Below are 299 nucleotides of genomic sequence, written 5' to 3'. Positions count from 1 at the left end.
CGACGCCGTGATTTCGGTGACGCGGGCGACAGACATTGGCTTCCTCCTGCCAAGACGCTCAGTTGCCCGGGCGAGCGTACCCCCGGCTTACTGCAACCACAAGCCGACCCAGGATTCGCCGGGACACCTGCAAATGTCAGTGCCCCTTGGCGACGCGGTCGAACGCCATCAGCTTTTCCAGCAAAGCCGGCATGTCCTTGAGCGGCACCATGTTGGGGCCGTCGTAAGAGGTCGAGTTGTCCGGATCATCGTGGGTTTCGATGAAGACCCCGGCAACGCCGACGGCGACGGCCGCGCAA

1 pseudogene is annotated in these 299 nt (G+C 63.5%); it reads right to left on the bottom strand.

Annotated elements, in window-relative coordinates:
* Positions 1 to 136 precede the first annotated feature (136 nt).
* A pseudogene (locus tag EN818_RS34185) lies at positions 137 to 299 on the bottom strand (3-deoxy-8-phosphooctulonate synthase); the annotation flags it as partial.

Source organism: Mesorhizobium sp. M3A.F.Ca.ET.175.01.1.1, assembly GCF_004791945.1.
Classification (GTDB): Bacteria; Pseudomonadota; Alphaproteobacteria; order Rhizobiales; family Rhizobiaceae; genus Mesorhizobium.
The sequence above is the reverse complement of the archived record's forward strand: the minus strand, read 5'-3'. Positions and strand labels throughout refer to the sequence as shown.